The sequence below is a fragment of the Pedobacter yulinensis genome (assembly GCF_003029735.1).
GTDB classification, from domain to species: Bacteria; Bacteroidota; Bacteroidia; order Sphingobacteriales; family Sphingobacteriaceae; genus Pedobacter; species Pedobacter yulinensis.
Genome location: NZ_KZ686268.1, coordinates 1,177,353 through 1,194,231 on the forward strand (window position 1 = coordinate 1,177,353; position 16,879 = coordinate 1,194,231).

General features: G+C 51.8%; 19 protein-coding genes. 8 read left to right on the forward strand and 11 right to left on the reverse strand.

The features are described 5' to 3' along the window. The first annotated feature begins 175 nt into the window (after window positions 1–175). Window positions 176–2,974, forward strand: a complete 2,799-nt coding sequence (locus C7T94_RS05230; protein WP_107214231.1) for a lantibiotic dehydratase — start codon at window positions 176–178, stop codon at window positions 2,972–2,974. Here C7T94_RS05230 and C7T94_RS05235 read toward each other — a convergent pair. Continuing rightward, on the reverse strand, window positions 2,910–4,019 hold the full coding sequence (locus tag C7T94_RS05235; protein WP_107214232.1) for a sensor histidine kinase: 1,110 nt from the start codon (window positions 4,017–4,019) through the stop codon (window positions 2,910–2,912). The genes C7T94_RS05230 and C7T94_RS05235 overlap by 65 nt on opposite strands. 94 nt (window positions 4,020–4,113) lie before the next feature. On the opposite strand from C7T94_RS05235, the gene C7T94_RS19295 reads away from it, so the two are divergent. Then, on the forward strand, window positions 4,114–4,257 hold the full coding sequence (locus C7T94_RS19295) for a hypothetical protein (RefSeq protein WP_162618552.1): 144 nt from the start codon (window positions 4,114–4,116) through the stop codon (window positions 4,255–4,257). A gap of 42 nt (window positions 4,258–4,299) precedes the next feature. On the opposite strand, the gene C7T94_RS05240 is transcribed toward C7T94_RS19295, so the two are convergent. Then, window positions 4,300–5,043, reverse strand: coding sequence for a LytR/AlgR family response regulator transcription factor (locus C7T94_RS05240; protein ID WP_107214233.1), 744 nt, complete (start codon window positions 5,041–5,043; stop codon window positions 4,300–4,302). A 158-nt stretch (window positions 5,044–5,201) separates the two neighbouring features. Next, window positions 5,202–6,446, reverse strand: coding sequence for a beta-ketoacyl-ACP synthase II (fabF, locus tag C7T94_RS05245; protein WP_107214234.1), 1,245 nt, complete (start codon window positions 6,444–6,446; stop codon window positions 5,202–5,204). A 167-nt stretch (window positions 6,447–6,613) separates the two neighbouring features. Between fabF and C7T94_RS05250 the strand changes: the two genes are divergently transcribed. Beyond that, entirely contained in the window at window positions 6,614–7,219 is a 606-nt protein-coding gene (locus tag C7T94_RS05250) for a TetR/AcrR family transcriptional regulator (protein ID WP_107214235.1), read from the forward strand. A gap of 13 nt (window positions 7,220–7,232) precedes the next feature. Here C7T94_RS05250 and C7T94_RS05255 read toward each other — a convergent pair whose 3' ends face one another. The 8 genes from C7T94_RS05255 to C7T94_RS05295 all read right to left on the reverse strand — a co-directional run bounded on the left by C7T94_RS05255 (window position 7,233) and on the right by C7T94_RS05295 (window position 12,600). Continuing rightward, window positions 7,233–7,946: an SDR family oxidoreductase gene (locus C7T94_RS05255; protein ID WP_107214236.1), complete on the reverse strand. Its 714-nt coding sequence runs from the start codon at window positions 7,944–7,946 to the stop codon at window positions 7,233–7,235. A 14-nt stretch (window positions 7,947–7,960) separates the two neighbouring features. Next, window positions 7,961–8,140, reverse strand: a complete 180-nt coding sequence (locus tag C7T94_RS19300; protein ID WP_162618553.1) for a hypothetical protein — start codon at window positions 8,138–8,140, stop codon at window positions 7,961–7,963. 148 nt (window positions 8,141–8,288) lie between these two features. Next, window positions 8,289–8,993, reverse strand: a complete 705-nt coding sequence (locus tag C7T94_RS05265; RefSeq protein ID WP_162618554.1) for a hypothetical protein — start codon at window positions 8,991–8,993, stop codon at window positions 8,289–8,291. 126 nt (window positions 8,994–9,119) lie between these two features. Continuing rightward, window positions 9,120–9,968, reverse strand: coding sequence for a macrolide hydrolase EstT (estT, locus tag C7T94_RS05275; protein WP_107214240.1), 849 nt, complete (start codon window positions 9,966–9,968; stop codon window positions 9,120–9,122). A 97-nt stretch (window positions 9,969–10,065) separates the two neighbouring features. Beyond that, complete coding sequence (locus C7T94_RS05280; protein WP_107214241.1) at window positions 10,066–10,860, reverse strand: helix-turn-helix domain-containing protein; 795 nt, start codon at window positions 10,858–10,860, stop codon at window positions 10,066–10,068. Window positions 10,861–10,920: 60 nt separating this feature from the next. Further along, window positions 10,921–11,319: a DoxX family protein gene (locus C7T94_RS05285; protein ID WP_204353210.1), complete on the reverse strand. Its 399-nt coding sequence runs from the start codon at window positions 11,317–11,319 to the stop codon at window positions 10,921–10,923. Beyond that, window positions 11,316–12,278: an SRPBCC domain-containing protein gene (locus C7T94_RS05290; protein WP_107214242.1), complete on the reverse strand. Its 963-nt coding sequence runs from the start codon at window positions 12,276–12,278 to the stop codon at window positions 11,316–11,318. Before C7T94_RS05290 ends, C7T94_RS05285 begins: the two co-directional genes overlap by 4 nt. Further along, window positions 12,259–12,600: an ArsR/SmtB family transcription factor gene (locus C7T94_RS05295; protein WP_107214243.1), complete on the reverse strand. Its 342-nt coding sequence runs from the start codon at window positions 12,598–12,600 to the stop codon at window positions 12,259–12,261. The genes C7T94_RS05290 and C7T94_RS05295 overlap by 20 nt, the downstream gene beginning before the upstream one ends. 276 nt (window positions 12,601–12,876) lie before the next feature. Here C7T94_RS05295 and C7T94_RS05305 point away from each other — a divergent pair, with 276 nt between their 5' ends. From C7T94_RS05305 to C7T94_RS05325, 5 genes are all read left to right on the forward strand, one after another. Continuing rightward, window positions 12,877–13,248: a hypothetical protein gene (locus C7T94_RS05305; RefSeq protein WP_107214245.1), complete on the forward strand. Its 372-nt coding sequence runs from the start codon at window positions 12,877–12,879 to the stop codon at window positions 13,246–13,248. Window positions 13,249–13,297: 49 nt separating this feature from the next. After that, window positions 13,298–14,350, forward strand: coding sequence for a serine hydrolase domain-containing protein (locus C7T94_RS05310; protein ID WP_162618556.1), 1,053 nt, complete (start codon window positions 13,298–13,300; stop codon window positions 14,348–14,350). Next, window positions 14,347–15,423, forward strand: coding sequence for a sensor histidine kinase (locus tag C7T94_RS05315; RefSeq protein ID WP_107214247.1), 1,077 nt, complete (start codon window positions 14,347–14,349; stop codon window positions 15,421–15,423). The genes C7T94_RS05310 and C7T94_RS05315 overlap by 4 nt, the downstream gene beginning before the upstream one ends. Beyond that, entirely contained in the window at window positions 15,404–16,171 is a 768-nt protein-coding gene (locus tag C7T94_RS05320) for a LytR/AlgR family response regulator transcription factor (protein ID WP_107214248.1), read from the forward strand. Before C7T94_RS05315 ends, C7T94_RS05320 begins: the two co-directional genes overlap by 20 nt. A gap of 111 nt (window positions 16,172–16,282) precedes the next feature. After that, complete coding sequence (locus C7T94_RS05325; protein ID WP_107214249.1) at window positions 16,283–16,852, forward strand: dihydrofolate reductase family protein; 570 nt, start codon at window positions 16,283–16,285, stop codon at window positions 16,850–16,852. Window positions 16,853–16,879 lie beyond the last annotated feature (27 nt).

Genomic DNA, 16,879 nt, shown 5'->3' on the forward strand with positions numbered 1-16,879 from the left:
CAAAAATCTTCATAAAACTCATTGGTACTGTTTTATGTACCACTCCTTTTTCTGATATTGTGCCGGCTTCTGTATGCGCTCCAGGTTTCATTAGCGTGGGGCAGCCTGAAGTGTTTTTTGATTTACTGTATCCCTTTCCAATCGTCGGGTATGATCAATCATCAACAACACTTCTATGAAGTTATATTTTTATGAGACAGCGCTTTGCCGTACGCCAGCATTTAGCATGGAAGCGGTACTGGAATCCTCATGGGAGGAACTGAAAGAAAAGATATCCGGTGCCTCGGCCGACTTTTTCTCGCAGATTACCGGCCTCGGCCCCGCAGATCTGGCGGCAATGGAACCGCGAATTGCATTTACAACCTGGAAGTACTTTAACCGGGCACGGTTCCGGGCCACGCCTTTCGGCCGATTCGCAGCTGTGTCTCTGGCCGACGTCGCGGCCGGACCTGTCCAGCCGCTGCGTATTGACCCTGCCTTGCAGGTTACTTGTTTAACCGACTGGAAAGAAAAAGCGGCAATCGACACTTTTCCCCTTAACGCTGCAGACAGCAGCCTTATGCTTGTTACCAACGGCAGCATGTACCGGCTCGGCAGCGAGATCCGCTACATTTGCTTTCGTGAGGGGCAGTTTGAGCTTGCGGCGACCGAGGCCTTTGCCGAACTGGACGCCGTGCTCCACCTTTGCCGGCGCAAACGATCCCTCCGTTCGCTCGCAGAGGCATTGAACGCTGAATTTGACCTCGAGGGAGCGGAAACAATCGGGCTTATCATCGAACTTGTAACCAGGCAGCTTATTTTGACAGACCGCTGCCCGAACATTACCGGGCCTGATTTTTTCGACCGGATCGGGCACCGGCGGCAACGGCTGGAAACGTTTGAGGTGGCAAGCCGCAATATATGCTCTGGTGCGATTGACCGTAAGAAGTTGGATGTCCTGAAAGAATGGGCCAGATTTGTTGCTGCGTACATTCCTGATCAACGGCATCCAGACCTCAGGGCGTTCAGGCTCGCCTTCCTGAAAAAGTTTGAACAACGCCAGGTTCCGCTGTTGCTGGCTCTTGACCCTGAAGTAGGCGTGGGGTACGGGCAACTGGCCAGGCCGGCGGGGCGCCCTGACCTCGTTGCACGAGCTGAGAATCCGAACCCGCGGCAGGCGACACAAATAGCAGCTACGGCGCTGCAGCGTTTCCTGCTGAATGCCGTGCTGGGTAAAGAACCTGTGCAGCTGCACGCTTTTACGGGCGACCGGCTTGCAGAAGCCAAACTCCCCAACTCGATGGGCTTACTGCTGCATTTCTCTGCAGGCAGCGCCGTGCTCAATGCAGCGGCGGGAAGTACGGCCAACTCGCTGCTGGGCAGGTTTACGCTGGCGGGGGCACCCTACGAAAAAATGGCGCGCAACATGGCCGGGCTGGAAGCGCAAGCCAACCCGGAGGTCATTTTTTTCGATATCGCTTACCAGGCCGAGCAACAGGTTGACAATGTGAACCGCAGGCGCGCGATATACAATTTTGAAATGCCCATTTTGTCCTGGTCCTGCCAGGAAAGCACCATCGATCTGAACGATGTGGCGGTTGCAGTTTACGGTGAAGAGATCGTATTGACCTCGTTAAAGGATGGCAGGCGACTGGTACCGAGACTGGCTTCGGCCTATAACTACACGCGTTCAGATCTTGCTGTTTACCGGTTTTTATGCGATCTGCAGCATGAGGGGCTTGTAGCAGACCTGAATTTTGACCCGGCAGCCTACTTGCCGGGCCTGGACCACTACCCGCGCCTGTGTTATAAAAAACTGATCGTTTCGGCGGCGAAATGGAAAATTCCTGCCGGTAAATTTGCAGGCGGTGCGCCCGGCAGCGGGCTGAACGCGCTGAAGGACTGGCTGGCGGACCGGCAGATCACCGAACCGTTCAAAGCCGGCCATGCCGACCTTGCCCTTGTATTTAATCCGCAGGCAGATGAAGACCTGCGTATGTTTTTACACTATCTGCGGCAGGACAAACAAGTTGAAAGCTATATTTCTGAAGCGCTGCTCCCCGACGAAGGTGATGTGACCGATGAAAGGGGACAGTCTTATGCCGCCCAGTTTGTCGTTTCACTGTGTCACGGAGACCGCATTTACACAGACTATCCGCAGCAGAATCGGGAACACACCAGTGTCAGAAAGATGCTGATGCCGGGAGGCGACTGGCTGTTCTTTTCGATCTTTTGCCATCCTTCCCGCAGCAACGCGCTCTTGCTGAAAGAAGTGCAGCCTGTACTGAATCAATTCCGCAACAGCATCGAGAAATGGTTCTTTATCCGGTATGAAGACCCGCGTTCGCACCTCAGACTGCGCCTGCAGCTTAGGCATCCGCTCCGCGCGGCGGCTATTTTGCGAGCGTTGCAAACCAGGCTGGAGCCGCACCTGGAAGTAGGCACCGTAGCTGATTTTACGCTGAACACCTATTTTCGTGAAACCGAACGGTATGGTGCAGCACGGATGTCAGAGGTCGAGGCCTGTTTTCATGAGGACAGCGTTCTGGTGATGGATCTGATTGGCCGGCGCGATCCGGAAAAAGAGCTTTACCCGGCAGCAGCGGGGCTGCTGGCAGATGTGTTTCTGGCTGCCCTTGGTGATGAAGGAGAACAATTTAAATTCGTTTCAGCCCTTGCAGGCGCTTTTGCTGCAGAAATGGGCTTCAATAAGGAGACCTTCAGAAAGCTCAATGAACAGATAAAACCGTTTTCTAACACCGATCCGGGCACGACCATTGCGCTGAAGACCAGGCTCACCGCTCTCTTGCAAGGGTGCGGCAGTCCGGGAGAACGGAAGCGTTTGCTGGCAGACCTGATTCACATGCATGTGAACAGGTCATTCGCTAGCGAACAGCGCCTGCATGAGGCTGTACTTTATCAGCACCTGCTCAAGTCGCTGCAGGCCCATCGTGCCCGTGCAGCACAACGACCGGAAGCCGGATCCGGACAATAAACTCAGAATGAGCGGTTGTCCGGATTTCCAGCCTGGCTTCGGTACCGTAAGCCTGCTGCAAGCGGGCGCGCAGGTTGCGCAGACCGGTGCCGGTACCGCTGCTGTCTTTCCGGGCTGGCATGCGGTTGCGGCTCTCGATATGCAGGAAGCCCGCTTCGGTTTTTACCCGAAGACAAGCATCGCGCCCGCTGGCCGCACCATGTTTGACCATGTTTTCAACCAGCGTCATCAGCGCAAGTGGAATGAAGGGCAGGTCTGTTGCCTTTTCATCGGTCTGAATGTCGATGGCCATGCCCTGATCTTTTCGCAGGGCATACAGCTTCAGGAGGTTCCGGACGTGTTCCAATTCCTCGCCCAGGCGTATGTAGCCCTCGTTTGCAGGGGGAGACGCAGCGTAACGCATCATTCGCGAAAGAATCAGGATAGCCTCGGCAGCCTGCTGGTTATTGTAGCCAATGGTATGGTATACATAATCGAGCGTGTTGAAGAGAAAATGCGGACTGATCTGCGCCTTCATGTAGGCGCTGCGCGCTTCGAAAAGCGCCCGCTCTGTATTGCGCTGGTGCTGTAACTGTTCGTATTGTGCTGCGCGAAGCGCTTTCTGTTCGCGTTGCTGCCGGGCAAATCTGAACAGGTAATAATAGCCGGTGGCAAGGCCCATAAAAAATATGCCACGGTAGGCATTCCGCAGCACCGCATCGCGGTCCAGCCGCAGCTCTGAAGCCGATATAGGCATTCCGCCGAGCGTTAGCAATACGTCGCCAAGGTGGTGAAGGCAGATGTAAAAAGGGAAATATCCGATGAAGGTGAGGGGACCGCGCCAACGGGCCGATTGCCTGCTTTCTGCAAAAGCCCATGGCAAAGCAAAGGTGGCAAATGCATAAAAACAGAAAATAGTCAGCGAATAATGAACTGCGTAATTGATTGCAGCACCCGAGACTCCCGCCACAAGCCGCAGCAACAATGTTTCATATGCAATAAAAGCCGCCCAGACCAGGATCTCGGTTCGGTAACGTTTAAGCCAGGCATGCACATTCTTTTTCATGAAAAGAGACCGCTGTGTGTAGAAAAATCAAGGTTCTGTATAAGACTTTTGGAGGCTTGGCGGCCTCTTGGTAAGTTCAGTAAAAATTAAAACTATGAGAAAGCGCACATTCAAATTCACCGACTCCCGGCTTTTTGTCTTTAAGCAGGAGCAGGCAGCCAAACGCAGTACCGACCCAACCACGTCAATGATCACGACAACGACGCATACGACAGGCCGGGCACTGCGCCAACCGTAAACATTCTTACCGATTGTTGATATCGTCCCAGCGGGGGAGGGGTTAATTCCTTTTCCCCGTTTTTAGTACATGCCGGTCAAGAAACGCTGCAAAAGCCTTTTTGTAATATTCTCCCACCGTGATCACGACTCCGTTCAACATTCGAATGGTGTTCCCATCTATGTAATCAATGTGCGCCTGTGCAACGATGTAACTTCGCTGAAATTGCATAAAACCGGGATGCTGACCCAGAATAGCCCCGATTTCCCGAAGCGTCATGTATGTAAGCACATTGCGGCTGGTGGTATGGATAAGCACGTAATTCAGTTTGCTTTCTACCAGGACCACGTCTGAAAAACGGATGTGTATGAGCTTGTGCTGATCTGTCTTACTTTTTACAAAGAAGGAACCGCCGCGTTCAGCCCCGTTCCGCGCACCGTTTCCAGGAAACAACTTATTGATAGCAGCCACAAACTCTGCCAGGCTGTAAGGCTTCAGGAGGTAATCATCAGCCTCTGCCCTGAAGGCTTCGTAGCCATATTCTGTATGCCCGGTCGTAAATATGAGTTTATCTGTTTTTGTGCGGATCGCTTTCGACAGTTCGATGCCGTTCAGTCCGGGCATATCGATATCCAGCAGAACGAGGTCTACACGCGCTGATACCAACAAAGTTCGCAGCGCAATGAGCGGGTCGGTGAAAGTCTGAACCAGGTCCAGGCCCGGAACAGATTCAACATACCTTTTTAAACCTTCAATGGCATGAACCTCATCGTCGATTGCGATACACGTATATACGGGATGAAGCATGAAACAAAAATTTCAGCCTAAAGATAGCAAACTGCAAGGAAAAAACTTTAACCTGGTTCGTGATTTCAGTCAGATAACAGCCAAAAAATATATGGAAATAAGAAACCCGGACATGTGTCCGGGTTTTAAGATTTACGATCGGGAAATGCGCAGTTTATCTACACAGATCTGAAGACAACAATGCCATTGTGCCCGCCAAATCCAAAGGTGTTACTCATGGCAATTTTAACCGGATGGTTGATCGCCTCTTTCAGTACGATCTGCAGGTTTGTCGGAACAGCCGGGTCTACAACTTCTGTGTTGATGGTTGGAGGAACCACCTGTTCACGGATAGACAGGATGGATACGATTGCCTCAGCCGCACCCGCCGCGCCAAGCAAGTGGCCGGTCATGGATTTCGTAGCACTGATCTTCATTTTCAGGTCCTGTCCATGGCTGAGTGCTGTGATGGCATTCACCTCAGAAAGATCGCCGACAGGTGTGGAAGTGGCATGCATGTTCAGGTAATCGACATCGGCAATGGTCAGCTGCCCTTCGGCGAGCGCGTCTTTCATAGCACGCGCGGCACCAAGTCCGTCAGGATGTGTAGCTGTCATGTGATAGGCATCGGCGGTCATGGCTGCGCCGCAGATCTCTGCATAAATGTTGGCGCCCCTGGCTACCGCATGTTCGTACTCTTCCAGTACAAGGGCACCTGCGCCCTCGCCCATCACGAATCCGTCACGGTCCGCGTCGAAAGGCCTCGAAGCTGTGGCCGGATCTTCATTTCTTGCAGACATGGCCTTCATGGCGCTGAACCCACCGAACGAGGCCGGCGTGATGGGTGCCTCTGAACCGCCTGTAACAATGATCTTCGCTTTATCCAGGCGGATGTAATTGTAAGCATCCATGATGGCCGTGTTAGAGGTTGCACAGGCAGAAACGGTTGTGTAGTTCACTCCCATATAACCGTTGCGCAGGGAGATCATCCCCGAAGCCATGTTGGCGATCAGTTTAGGCACAAAAAACGGACTGAAACGGGGCTGGCCGTTGCCCAGCGCGTAACCGGTTACCTGTTCCTCGAAGGTTTCCATCCCGCCCTGTCCGGTTCCCCAGATGACGCCAACATCAAAAGGATCCATTTTGCTGAAATCGAAACCGGAGTCTTTGATGGCTTCATCAGAAGCGACCAGTGCATATTGTGTAAAGGGATCGGTACGTTTAAGTTCTGCGCGGTCCAGGAAATCGGCCGCATTAAAACCCTTGAGTTCACAAGCGAAAGTTGTCCGGAACAGGGAAGCATCGAAACGCGTGATCCTGGCTGCTGCACTTTTACCGGCAACGATATTCTGCCAGAAACTCCTGACATTGTTACCCAGTGGCGTTAAGGCGCCAAGGCCGGTTATCACTACTCTTTTAAGCATAACTTTTGTTTTAAATCGCCGCAAATATAGCGTATTTATACCGAACGGTATAAATTTTAATTTTTGAATCCGAGGTATTGCGACGCAAAAAAAACAGGCATCTCCAGGCAAGATTACAGCGCAGGCATGGGTTTGTGATTTAAAATACCAATTGGTATATTTAAGCCGTGTTAAAACATACCCCAAAATCGGCGCGCACCCGGCAATTTATCATTGAAAAGACTGCAGATCTTTTTAACACAAAAGGGTATGCGGGCACCTCTATGTCAGATCTGACGGCCGCAACGGGTCTGACCAAGGGCAGTATTTATGGCAATTTTGAAAACAAGGAGTCGGTGGCGGTGGCCGTTTTTGCATACAACCTGAATAAGGTTGAACAGGCCGTAAAACGGTATGCCGCCGGCGCAGAAAGCAGCCGTGCGGTATTGATGGCCTATGTTGCCGCGTACCGGAATTTTATCGGCGGAGAATTCCCGGGCGGAGGATGCCCCGTCCTGAACACCGCCACAGAGGCAGACGACACTTCGCCCCGCCTGCGCGAACTGGCAGCAGCTGCTATTGGCAGGTGGCAGCAACAGCTGGAGGCGGTGGTTGAAAAAGGAAAAGCCGCCGGCGAGTTTCGCGCCGATTGCGATGCGGTACAGACAGCACTGTCTGTGATCGCCCTGATCGAAGGCGGGGTCATGATCGGCAAATTAACCAACAGCCAGCAACACCTTGACCGGGTGCTGCTAACTGTAGAATGGCTGATTGATAACCTGCAGCGGCCTTAACCGGTAGCACCGGTTAAGATTTGGGGAGCGTTGGCCTGATCTCGATTTTACTTGGCAGGGTTCTGGGGTGCATGTTAAGCAGGTCATTCACCAGCTGACCGATGTCTTCCGGTTGGATCTTCCAGGCATCTTTTTCTGCGTCAGGCTCATGTTCATTAAAATGGGTGGCCACAGAGCCGGGCATAATGGTGCAAACCTTTACGTTATATTTCCGCAGGTCAAGCATAACCGCCTGGGTAAAGCCGGTCAGGCCGAATTTGCTTGCATTATACGCGGCACCGTTGGCAAAAAAGTTGGTGCCTGCCAGGCTGGAGATTGTGATGATGTGTCCTTCCGTCCGTTTAATCTCTTCAACGCAGGCCTTGATGCTGTAAAAAACGCCCGTCAGGTTCGTGTCTATCGTTTCCTGCCAGGTTTTTACATCCAGCTCGTCGATTGGTGCAAATGTGCCGATCCCGGCATTTGCCACCAGCACATCCAGCCGGCCCCATTTGTCCAGTATCTGCTGAACGGCACGCTGCTGCGAGGTGAGGTCTTTCACATCGGCGGCGATACCGAGCACCTCGCCCGAAACTTCCAGTTGCCTGGCCGCCGCCTCAGCGCTTTCGTGCGAACGGCTTGTTACTGCTACTTTATATCCTGACCTGAGCAAAGCCGCTGCGATGCCCAGACCTATGCCTTTGCTGCCCCCCGTAATCAGGGCTACTTTCTGGTTATTTGTTGTCATGTTTTTTTTATGAATTAACTGCCGAAGGTCAGAAAAGTTTGCGCATTCCCGAACACAGAATCTGTTCGCGCCGGGCCGGTCTCATCCAGACCGGCATGATCCTGTTTTTCCATTCCCGATACGGCAGCATGAATCAGCGCTGGTTGATCAGCGCTTAACAGGAACGATGAGCACAGCGTCGGTAACCTGGTCAAAGCTCAACGCAGCAGGTTCGTTCAAAGGATACTACGGTCAGTGTTTGCTTCGCATACCCGGTTTTTTCTGCTTAGCTGGTTTCTGCTCCTGTCTGCAGGCTGCGATTCCAAAAAAGAAACAACAGGAAAATGGTCAGGTTCCTGATGATTAAAAATTAAGCTGCCAGTACAGGGGCGTCCCGTTTTCCTCTTTTTCTGCCTTGATATTTACCGAGCGGTTGTTGCGCCAATATGCTTCTTTCATTATCCATTTACAGGGCTTTGACCATACCGGCTGCAGTTTCCCTGAGCTGCCAATGCTCCAAAGTTCCAGGTCTTCGGTCGGCGGCGGGAGGTCGGGATACGTTTCGTACCCATTCAACTGGCTGGTAAAAATATGCCTGTTGTCCGGCGACAGCAGCGGAATGCCGGCAATGGTATCGATTATGCCGCTGCGCTTGTCGATAAGGAGTATGGCATGCTCTTCATATTCCTGTAAGCTGACCAGGTGTTTGCCTGCAGGCTTCAGCAAACCCAGGTACCTGTGATATTTCTCGTTTTCATCGTGAGGCACCCCCGCATTGTCGGTAAATATTACCGGCCCGCTGCTGGTTGGAATGCTCAGGCGCCCGTCTTGTACTGCAAAACGCAGCGAGTCTTTTTGGAAGGGGTCGCGATAGGAATTCCTGTCCTGCAGGTAGGCCGCGGCTGAAATGGCTGTTAGCCCGGTCGCAGCAGTCGCAGCCTTGGGGTTATCTGGAGGGACAACAGTATCTAACGTTGATACAGAATCTGTCCGCATATCTGCCATGCGCGAATCCTGCGTACAGGCAGTCAGGAAGAAAAAATATGCGGCCAGAGCCAGCAGCGACATTTTGGGGAATTTGAACATAGGCAATTGCAGCGGCTTTCGTAGCCAGGCTATAAAAGGAATAAAAAATTCTTTTATTGGCAAGCCTTTCATGCTTGTTTATGCGGATGTTTGGGTAGAGGCAGCCGGTTAACTGCCGTTGTTCACATGGCTGTTAATACCCTCAACAATTGCGGGCCAGTCAACCCTGGCCAGTTCATGGCCCGAACCCTCCAGCGCAATGAGCCTGGCGCCGCCAATTTTGTCCAGCAGTACTTCGGTATTTTTGAAATGCCAGATCCGGTCGTCGGTGCCATGAATGATCAGCGTAGGCTGACTGATCTCATGCAGCCGGTTATAGTATGCCTCGCCGCCGCCGAGCGCGGCATGGTTAAACATGCTCAAGTAGTTGTTGGCGCGTTTAAACTCAGCCCGGGCCAACCGTTCAGCGCTTTCTCTGTCGAATGCATGCCCGCCAGTCATGAGCGCTGCGCCTTGCAGCATGTAGCTGACTACTGCTTCTTCGTTGGCCCAGTCTACTTTACTGGCTTTAGCCTGAAAATCGAGCACGGCCGTATCCATTTCAGGAATATCGGCCGAACTTTCTGCCCAGGGGCCAGTGGCGATCAGCGTAAGCGACTTTACACGAACAGCACTTCTGAGGGCGGCGATCTGTGCGATCAGTCCGCCGAGCGACATGCCCGCAAAGTGCGCGGAGGGGACCCGGTATGCGTCCAGAACGGCAACCGCATCATCCGCCATGTCAACAATGGTATAAGGCGTGGTTCCGGGCGCATAAGTGCCGGAGCGGCCAACATCTCGGTTGTCAAACCTGATCACAAACAGACCCTGATCAGCCAGCAACTGGCAAAATTCCTCCCGCCAATAGAGCATGGATACGGTTGCCCCAGCAATCAGCAGCAAGGCTGGATTATCGGCATGTCCAAAACTTTCGGTGCAGATAGAAACACCGTTATTATCAATGATTTTTTCGTTCATATTTCCATGTGTTAAGCAGGTGCCATAGCCGGGCGCCGTTAACCTGAAGCGCTAAAGTACCGCAGGTTAAGCGCAGGGAATTGTACGTATTCGACAATTAACCTAAAAGCAGTGTATGGTCTTCGGCAAAATAGGCTTTCGGACTGCCCCCTGAAAATTCTATAAAATCCCTGATCATATGCGACTGGTCATAATATCCCGAGGCCACAGACAGACTCGTCAGCGAAGAAGCCGCTGCCGCCTTGGCTATGCACGCCTCGAACCGGACAATTCTTGAAAACATTTTAGGACTGAAGCCGGTCAGCGTTTTGAACCTACGCTCAAACTGCCGCTGGGAAATGAACTGCTGCCGGGTCAGCGCGCCGATGTCGGCCAGGCCCTGCATGGAAATGATCTGCTGCACCGCCGCCGCTACGCCACGATGCCCGTGGGGAACGTCGCTGATCCGCTGCGCTATAAAGCGGCTGATGGTATCAATCCGTTCTGCGGCATTGGTGCATAACATGATCTTTTCTTCCAGTTCCCTGCCACCTGGGCCGAGCAGGTCTGACACTTCGACGTTGTAATCAGTCAGCGTCTCGGCCGGGATGTTGAATAGCAGGGGAACAGCCAGCGGCTGCAGGTACACGCCGAATATACCCACACTATGCTGGGCAGAAATCTGATAGCAGGCTTTGTTCTGGCACTGAAAGCCACTTTTAAAAAGCGGTTCCTGCCGGCCTGTGTGTCCTGATCGCATTTGCCCTTTAAACTGAAAGGCGAGTTTGCTGTGAACGGAGGCTGAAACAGCATGACTATATGGGGCGGCAGCCGAAAAATCACCCTCAAATTCCCAAAAGAACAGAACGAACGGCCGTATGGCTGCAGGAGGAAAAAACCTTTTGTAGTTCATAAGCCGTTCTTATGTGCTCAACAATTGACTTGATTATTCAGCATGTTATCAATATGCCGGTCAGAGGCTGTGTCCTGCCATGTGCAGGTTCATTTGCCTTTGCCTTTTGTTGTAAAAGTAATATGAACCAAAGATAATGGCGAGGGTAACGACCGGAATAATCACATCGGCGATCGGACGACCCACTGCGAGCAGCGAATAGGTAGCCCCGGTTACGTCGAAAACGAGGCCGGCATAGGCCCATTCTTTAACCCTGTCTAACCGCGGTATAAAAATCGCGATGAGCGCAAGCACTTTTGCTGCTGCCAGAAAAGGCGAGATATAGGATGGGTAGCCGAGTGAGGTCAGTACTTCGGCCGACTTGGAATTGCCTGCAAGTTCGATCACCGAGCCAATGCCCAGCGCAGGCACCAATAAGGCGGTAAGGATCCAGTAGAAAATGTTTGTCTGTTTCATCATGCTTTGTTTTGATAGTTAACCATCCAGTTGATGCCGAATTTATCCGTGAAATCGCCGTAATAGGCACCCCAAAACATGTCCTGCAGGGGCATCTGTATTTTTCCGCCGGCAGACAGTTCCTTAAAAAGGCGCTCCGCTTCTTCGCGCGAATCAGGTTCCAGGCTGATGTGCATGTTATTGCCCTGCGTGAGCGTAAATCCCATTTCTTTTGGTGCATCTGTACCCATAAGCACATGGCCGCCCAGGATGGACAGCTCTACATGAAGCACCATTTTTTTGAGTGCTTCGCCGACCGGCGGATGCGCAGGGTCTGCCGGCAGGTCGCCAAACCGCTTGATGCCATTTGTAAAATCCGTTCTGAAGACAGATTTATAGAAATTGAACGCTTCTTCCGTGTTGCCAGGAAAGTTCAGATACGTTGCTACTCTTGCCATATTGTTATTTTTATATTGTTTCCTGAGAAGAAACTGTGCAGCGATGTACTGCTCCAGGTAATTAAAACCGGCTTCGAGCTGCTCGGTAAAACCATTGCGAACAATCAGCTCGAGGTCCTCAAGCCGCTCAAACCGGACGGCAATGTTTACAATAGTACCCTGTGCCCGGCTGGTAAACACATAATCCCATCTTACCCGGGGTTTGGACGGATCGGAAACGGCATGCTCATCGCAAAATGTATCTGTCCCCGCAAATCTTTCGAGGGGCCTGATCAGCTCAAAGTTAAACAGGCGCCATCGCTTGTGCCCCTGCGGATTTACAATGCAATAATGCCAGCGACCGCCTTCGGTAAAATTCATAGTGGCTGTCATGGCACGGTCGGGCGCTGCGGCCCACCATTGGTCCAGGATTCCAGGGTCGGTCCATGCCGCCCACACCAGTTCGACAGGCGCGTCGAAAGACCGCTCAACCCGCACGGTACGGGTACTCTTGTCTACAAGAAAATTAAATACTGCCTGATTCATTTTTTTTTGCTTTAAGTAGGGCGAGAACGGTGTCCAGTTGGCTGAAGCGCTGTGCAAACAGTTGCTTAAATTCTTCCAGCCACTTTTCAATGTCCTTCATCTTTTCAGCGTTGAGGTGATAATGTATCTCCCGGCCTTGCTGCTGCGGTTTTAGCACCTCGCATTCTGTAAGTACGAGGAGGTGTTTTGATACAGCTTGGCGGCTTGAGTCAAAATGTGTGGCAATGGCATTTGGTGTCATGGCCCCGACAGCCAGCAACATGATGATGGCGCGGCGGGTAGGGTCTGCAATGGCCTGAAATACGTCACGTCTTGTCTCCATAAAATTTGCTACTATTTGGTTGCAAATATACTGCGCAATCACATGGTTGCAAATTTTTTTTATTTTTTTCTTTCGGTTAGTTTATCCTGCTCCGGTGTAAGTCGGTTCATTTGCCGGTTTTGGATGTTCAACCAAAAAAAAAGCCGGTTCGTCCAGATAAACCTCCTGACCGGAATGCTGTCTCATTTCTTTGCTAAAAAAATAAACAGCTGGCAGTGGCATTTACAGCGCGGGCCCCGTTTGTAACCCAAGCTCCAGCATTAAGAATTGAATCACATGAAAACATTAGTCACACTCGCGGCCTGCCTCTTACTGGCAGCGGCCACAAGCGTCAAGGCGCAAGGCAGATTGCCGGACGCCCGAAAAAAAGAGCTTTTATCAAGGTATGATGATTTTAAGCGTAAAGCCGGACTAACTGCAGGGCAATCAGAAAAGGTAGACTCCGTTAACCTGAAGTTTTTCAAATCCGTTTCGGCGCTTAAAACGGCAAGCGGAAGCAAACTGCAACGGTACAAGCGATACAAGGCACTCGAATCTGAGCGGGATCAGGACATGAAAGCGGTGCTCAACGACGCGCAATACAAGGAGTACAAGCGATTTCAGTCAGCAATGAAAGATGAGCTTAAAGCGCAAAGAAACAAACAGTAACAACCACACCATTCACCTTATGATCTCATTTCCCAAATTAGTGATTCTGATGCTTCTGCCCATTGCCCTGGGCAGCTGTAAAAAAGACGATAACCCGTACAAGAATGCGAAATACGACTTTTCTGCCGTCGACCAATTTGTTGACGAAAACCTGGGCGTTTACCAGAATAAAGTAGCCATTCTTGTATCTCAAAATGGCCAGATCATTTACCATAAAGAGGTGAATATGGGCTTAAATACACCGCTTCCTATTGCTTCGGCTTCTAAATGGCTTTCGGGAGCGGTAATCATGGCCCTGGCCGATGAACAGAAGTTATCTTTGAACGATACCGTCGGTAAATTTCTGCCTGATTTTTCTAAGTACAAGAAAGGCCATATCACCATTCGTCAGCTGTTCTCACATACTTCTGGATTTGCCGGAGACGGCGATGGCTCGGATACGACAGACAAATACGAGTACCGGAACGATCTCACCCTGGCGCGGGCTGTTGATTCGATCGCCGCGTACACACCACTGGTTGCCACCCCTGGTGCCATATTCAGCTATGGCAGCGCCAGCATGCAGGTGGCTGGGCGAATAGCAGAGGTCGTTAGCGGAAAACCCTGGGGGCAGCTGTTCAATGAGAAGATTGCGCAGCCATGCCAGATGCGGGCTGAGTATTTTCTTCGGGCGCAGAACCCCTTGATTGCCGGCGGCGTGCGCACAACTGCCCGCGATTACCTGAATTTTCTGGAAATGATCGCAGCAGGGGGAAGCTACGGAGGCCGGCAGGTGCTGAGCAGGTCTGCACTGAGCGATATGCTGAAAGACCAGACCAATGGGGCCACCATTGTCGGCACGCCTTACCCCAACAATCCGTTTTCCCCTTATAACAACAAAGACCTCCGTTACGGCGTTGGCAACTGGCTCGATGTCGTGGACCCGGCGGGGAATGTCCTGGAGTCGAGCAGCCCGGGACTGCTCGGTGCGCATCCCTGGCAGGATAGCAAAAACCAGGTTGCAGGAATCGTCTTTACGCGCACTGCGCCACGCATAAGCCAGGCTACGAGTTTAAAAATCAGGCAGATGATACGCGATATTATGGCATCAACAGGCAAATGAGACTGACAGCGAAACCCCGCAGCAGGCGGGAAAACATGCTCATATGGCTCGCTGCTGTTGCGCTCAGCCTGTTATTTATGTTGCCCCGGCTTGCCGTTTTAAGGCAGGCCGGCAACATGAACCGGGATATCGGCGCCGTTTCTGCCGATTTTTGGGCCAAAACAGCCTACTCCCTGCTGCTGGCTCTTGTATTCCTGTACCTGAACCTGCGTTTTCGCAAATTCCGCATGGCGGGTGCTTTTTTCGATCCGGACCGGCTGGCAGACCGCATTCTGTTGAATGTAGTAGGTTTTTTTGTTTTCAGGTTTCTGGTTGTGCAGACCCATATTTTCTTCTTCGACCCGTTCCTGAATGAGCGGGTGTTCAGGGTTTTCTTTAACGTAAGCCTGGCCCTCGAACTCATCCTGGTTATGCTGATCGCGCACATGTACCACCTGGTGCTCAGGAACCAGGAACTGGCGATCGGTTATAACGCACTCCGAAAAGCCCATGCCGAAGCCCGGTTTGAAGCGCTCAAAAGCCAGCTGAAGCCGCACTTCCTGTTTAATTCGTTTAACAGCCTCAAAGGCCTGATCACGAAAGACCCTGAAGCTGCGCGCCGTTTCGTAGACAACCTGTCTGATGTGCTGCGGTGTACATTAACCACGAGCCATGCCGAGGCCGTGTCACTTGCCGAGGAAATGCAACTCGTAGCAGCGTACACAGGTCTGCTTAAGATCAGGCATGGCGACAAGATCCGGATCGACCTGTCCCTGCCTGTCGATCTGGCTGCTTACAGGATCCCACCGATGGGAATCCAGGCACTCATTGAAAATGCAGTGAAACACAACAACGCATCATCTAAAAAACCGTTAACGATCCACATCTTTACGGAGAAGGGCCTGCTTGTGGTTGAAAACAATGTCCAGAGCAGGTTACCCGATGAACCGGGTACCGGCCTGGGCCTGCTCAACCTGAACGAGCGCTGCAGGTATCTGTTCGGTCAGGAGCTATCTGTGAAAAGGTCTGATGATGTATTCTCGGTTGGCGTACCCCTGATCAAAAATTCCGGTAATGAATATCTTAATAATTGAAGACGAGGAATTAGCTGCTGCGCAACTTGCTGACATGCTGCAGGAAGTGGCACCGCAGGCGGTCATAGCCGCTACGCCAGAAAGCATTGAGGATGCTGTGGCCTTTTTGACTGCCGGCCCGCCCATAGATCTGATCCTGCTCGATATTTACCTGTCGGATGGTTTGTCTTTCGAAATTTTCGATGCGGTCAAAGTCGATACGCCGGTTATTTTTACAACGGCCTATAATGAATACGCGATCCGGGCCTTCGAGCTGAACAGCATCGGCTACCTGCTAAAGCCAGTTAAAAAGGAGCACCTGCAGCGCGCCATTGATAAGTGCATGCGGCTCCGGCCAGCCCCGGCTGGCGAAGTGGATGTGCTTGCTCTGAAAAGGGTAACCGACATGCTGATGCAGGAAAAAACATACAGACGGAGTTTTCTTGTTCCTTACCGGGACCGGCTTATTCCAGTAGCTACCGAGTCCCTGGCCTGGTTTGCCAGTACCGGCGGGATCGTGACCGGCACGCAATTTACCGGTCAGCAGGTAACGATGGAAGAAAAGAGCCTGGAAGAGCTGAGCGACCGGCTTGACCCCGACCAGTTTTTCCGTGTAAACCGACAGTATCTGGTAAGCCGAAAGGCGATCAAGCACCTTTCCTTTTTCTTTAACGGACGCCTCTCTGTAGAATTAAATCCGCCAGCGCCCGAACGGGTGCTGATCAGTAAAGCCAAAGCAGCCTCCTTCCGCCAATGGATGCAGGTCTGATGCTGTCGGAAGCTGATATGCCTGCTTCGGTCGGCATTTTGACCGCTCCGCGCGCAAATAAAAATACAACCGTTTGATTGTAATTATATTTGCTGAAACAATTAAAGAACTATGCGAAAACTAAAGTTACAAGTCCAGATGACCATTGATGGATTCATCGGTGGTCCCGATGGAGAAATGGACTGGATGACCTTACCCTGGTCAAAAGATATTACCGAGTACGTTGATGATATCACCCAGCCTATAGCATGTATTGTGCTGGGCAGAAAACTGGCCGAAGGGTTTATTCCTTACTGGACATCGGTGGCTGCAGATCCCCATCATCCCGAAATGTATGCCGGTAAAAAATTTACAGAGACGCCGAAAATCGTCTTTACTAAAACTCTTCAGGAATCGCCTTGGGCATATACCACGGTGTCTGCAGGCGACGTGGCGACTGAAATCGGTCAGTTAAAAAGCCGGGAGGGCGGGGATATCATGGCTTACGGCGGAAGACAGTTTGTAGCTTCGCTGCTGCGTGCTCAACTGGTAGACGAGCTTAACCTGTTCGTAAATCCGACAGCAATTGGCCGCGGGCAGGCTATATTTGCTGAGCTTGAGGGTTATGCTGCTTTTTCGCTGCAGCAGGTAATCAGGTTTGACTGTGGTATCGTACTTCTTCAGTACGTTAAGCGCAATTGACCTGCTGCCCTGTGCCAGCCTGCCGGA

What these genes read in the sequence shown, in the direction of transcription:
- C7T94_RS05255 (WP_107214236.1), bottom strand. Translation starts at nt 7,946, where the DNA reads ATGACAACAAATAACCAGAAAGTAGCCCTGATTACGGGGGGCAGCAAA.
- C7T94_RS05325 (WP_107214249.1), top strand. Translation starts at nt 16,283, where the DNA reads ATGCGAAAACTAAAGTTACAAGTCCAGATGACCATTGATGGATTCATC.
- fabF (WP_107214234.1), bottom strand. Translation starts at nt 6,446, where the DNA reads ATGCTTAAAAGAGTAGTGATAACCGGCCTTGGCGCCTTAACGCCACTG.
- C7T94_RS05230 (WP_107214231.1), top strand. Translation starts at nt 176, where the DNA reads ATGAAGTTATATTTTTATGAGACAGCGCTTTGCCGTACGCCAGCATTT.
- C7T94_RS05290 (WP_107214242.1), bottom strand. Translation starts at nt 12,278, where the DNA reads ATGAATCAGGCAGTATTTAATTTTCTTGTAGACAAGAGTACCCGTACC.
- C7T94_RS19295 (WP_162618552.1), top strand. Translation starts at nt 4,114, where the DNA reads ATGAGAAAGCGCACATTCAAATTCACCGACTCCCGGCTTTTTGTCTTT.
- C7T94_RS05280 (WP_107214241.1), bottom strand. Translation starts at nt 10,860, where the DNA reads ATGAACTACAAAAGGTTTTTTCCTCCTGCAGCCATACGGCCGTTCGTT.
- C7T94_RS05285 (WP_204353210.1), bottom strand. Translation starts at nt 11,319, where the DNA reads ATGATGAAACAGACAAACATTTTCTACTGGATCCTTACCGCCTTATTG.
- C7T94_RS05235 (WP_107214232.1), bottom strand. Translation starts at nt 4,019, where the DNA reads ATGAAAAAGAATGTGCATGCCTGGCTTAAACGTTACCGAACCGAGATC.
- estT (WP_107214240.1), bottom strand. Translation starts at nt 9,968, where the DNA reads ATGAACGAAAAAATCATTGATAATAACGGTGTTTCTATCTGCACCGAA.
- C7T94_RS05315 (WP_107214247.1), top strand. Translation starts at nt 14,347, where the DNA reads ATGAGACTGACAGCGAAACCCCGCAGCAGGCGGGAAAACATGCTCATA.
- C7T94_RS05320 (WP_107214248.1), top strand. Translation starts at nt 15,404, where the DNA reads ATGAATATCTTAATAATTGAAGACGAGGAATTAGCTGCTGCGCAACTT.
- C7T94_RS05310 (WP_162618556.1), top strand. Translation starts at nt 13,298, where the DNA reads ATGCTTCTGCCCATTGCCCTGGGCAGCTGTAAAAAAGACGATAACCCG.
- C7T94_RS05240 (WP_107214233.1), bottom strand. Translation starts at nt 5,043, where the DNA reads ATGCTTCATCCCGTATATACGTGTATCGCAATCGACGATGAGGTTCAT.
- C7T94_RS05305 (WP_107214245.1), top strand. Translation starts at nt 12,877, where the DNA reads ATGAAAACATTAGTCACACTCGCGGCCTGCCTCTTACTGGCAGCGGCC.
- C7T94_RS05265 (WP_162618554.1), bottom strand. Translation starts at nt 8,993, where the DNA reads ATGTCGCTGCTGGCTCTGGCCGCATATTTTTTCTTCCTGACTGCCTGT.
- C7T94_RS05295 (WP_107214243.1), bottom strand. Translation starts at nt 12,600, where the DNA reads ATGGAGACAAGACGTGACGTATTTCAGGCCATTGCAGACCCTACCCGC.